The sequence below is a fragment of the Spirillospora sp. NPDC049652 genome, from assembly GCF_040675125.1.
Lineage (GTDB): Bacteria > Actinomycetota > Actinomycetes > Streptosporangiales > Streptosporangiaceae > Spirillospora.
In genome coordinates this window covers 1-2253 of sequence record NZ_JBFAOF010001072.1, presented here as the reverse complement: position 1 = coordinate 2253, position 2253 = coordinate 1, and the positions used below count along the sequence as shown (strand labels likewise).

At 75.1% G+C, this 2253-nt stretch carries 2 protein-coding genes and 1 pseudogene; all 3 read left to right on the top strand.

Annotated elements, in window-relative coordinates:
* Positions 1-227, top strand: a pseudogene (locus AB0J52_RS37020) (hypothetical protein); the annotation flags it as partial.
* Positions 227-1525, top strand: a complete 1299-nt coding sequence (locus tag AB0J52_RS37015) for a TadA family conjugal transfer-associated ATPase (RefSeq protein ID WP_500187579.1) — start codon at positions 227-229, stop codon at positions 1523-1525. The pseudogene AB0J52_RS37020 and the gene AB0J52_RS37015, both read left to right, overlap by 1 nt.
* Before the next feature lie 100 nt (positions 1526-1625).
* On the top strand, positions 1626-2253 hold a 628-nt coding region (locus AB0J52_RS37010; RefSeq protein ID WP_500187578.1), incomplete at its 3' end, for a type II secretion system F family protein.

Here is a 2253-nt window from a genome sequence, read left to right as displayed (position 1 = left end):
GGCAGCGGCTGGAGGCGCGCGGCGGCGTCCCGGCCGCGCCGGTCTCGGTGCTCGGCGGGCTCGCCCTCGACCCGAAGGGTGCCGAGCTGCTGTCCGGCCAGTGGGGCGGACGGCTGGACCGCACGCTCCTCGTCCGCTCCGCCCGCGAAGTCGCCGCCACCCTGCTGACCCGGGTGAACAGCGTCCCGGCGGCCGCCGAGCCGATCCCGGCCGAGGGGAGGTTCTGATGGACCACGCCCTGGTCAAGCGGCTGCGCCAGGAGGTCGGCGACCGGCTCGCGCAGCAGCGCCGGCTGGACGCCGCCAACGGGCTGCCGCCGATGTCCGGCGAGGACGAGCGGCAGTTCGCCCGCGCGCTGATCTCGCAGGTCCTGGAGGAGTTCGCGCGCGGCGAGATCACCTCCGGCCGCCGTCCGCCGAACGCCGAGGAGGAGGAGGCGCTCGCGGCGGGCGTGCACGCGGCGCTGTTCGGCGTCGGCCGGCTCCAGCCGCTGCTGGAGGACCCCGAGATCGAGAACATCGACATCAACGGCTGCGACCGGGTCTTCATCGGCTACGCGGACGGCCGCGAGGTGATGGGCGAGCCGGTCGCCGAGACCGACGAGGAACTGGTCGAGCTGATCCAGATCCTCGCCGCCTACTCGGGCCTGTCGTCGCGCCCGTTCGACACCGCCAACCCCCAGCTCGACCTGCGCCTGCCGGACGGGTCGCGGCTGTCGGCCGTGATGGACGTGACCGTCCGGCCCGCGCTGTCGATCCGGCGCGCCCGGCTCGGCAAGGTGTTCCTGTCCGACCTGGTCGGCAACGGGACGTTCACGCCCGAGGTCGGGCGGTTCCTGCGCGCGGCGGTGCTGGCCCGCAAGAACATCATGATCGCCGGGGCGACCAACGCGGGGAAGACGACGCTGCTGCGCGCGGTCGCCAACGAGATCCCGCCGCACGAGCGCCTCATCACCGTCGAGCGCGCCCTCGAACTCGGCCTGGACGCCTTCCCCGAGCTGCACCCGAACGCGGTCGCCTTCGAGCAGCGGCTGCCGAACTCCGAGGGCCAGGGCGCGATCTCCATGGCCGAGCTCGTCCGCCGCTCGCTGCGCATGAACCCGTCCCGCGTGATCGTCGGCGAGGTCCTCGGCGACGAGATCGTCACCATGCTGAACGCGATGACGCAGGGCAACGACGGCTCGCTGTCGACCATCCACGCGAACTCGTCCATGGAGGTCTTCAACCGCGTCGCCACCTACGCGATCCAGTCCGAGGAGCGGCTCCCGGTCGAGGCCACCCACATGCTCATCGCGGGCGCGATCGACTTCGTCGTCTTCATCCAGAAGCGCAACGACTACGCGACCGGCGGGCGGCTGCGGCGCTACGTGGCGTCCGTCCGCGAGGTCACCGGCGTGGACGGGCGCGTCCTGTCGTCGGAGGTCTTCGCGCTAGCGCCGGACGGCCAGGCCCACCCGGCCGCGCCCATCGCCTGCGCCGACGAGCTCGCCGAGCACGGCTACGACCCGACCGCCGGGGGCTGGTGACCATGCCTCCCACGACGCGCACGCCGCCCGCCGCGCCACCGCGCGTGCCGGGCGTGCCGGGCGTGCCGGGCGTGCCAGGCGCCGTCCGCGGAGGTGCGTGATGTTCTCCTCGGACGTCCTGCTGGCCATCGTCGCCGGCGCCGTCGCCGGTGGCGGGCTGCTGCTGCTCGGCGTCGCGCTGCGCGGCCTGCCCGCCCGCCCCGGCGCGCCCCGGCGCAGCCGCGAGGACCTGCTCCGGACCCTCACCACCAGGACGGCCGTCGCCGTGATGAGCGCGCTCGCCGTCCTGGTCGTCACCCGCTGGGCCGTCGCCGCCGCCGGGACCGCCGCGCTCGTCCTGGCGTGGAAGGGGCTCGCGGGCGGCGCGGCCGAGGAGCGCCGCGCGATGGTCCGCCTGGAGGCGCTCGCCGCGTGGACCGAGTCCCTCCGCGACACGATCGCGGGCGCGGTCGGCCTCGAACAGGCGATCCCCGCGTCCCTGCGCGCCGCCGGTCCCGCGTTGCAGCAGCCCCTGCGCCTCCTGGTGGACCGGCTGCACACCCGCGTCCCGATGCCGGAGGCCCTGCGCCGGTTCGCCGACGACCTGGACGACCCGTCCGCCGACCTGGTCGTCGCCGCGCTCATCCTCAACGCCAAGCTCCGCGGCCCCGGCCTGCGCGACATGCTCGGCGCCCTGTCCGCGTCCGCCCGCGCCGAGCTCGACATGCGCCGCCGGGTCGAGGCCGACC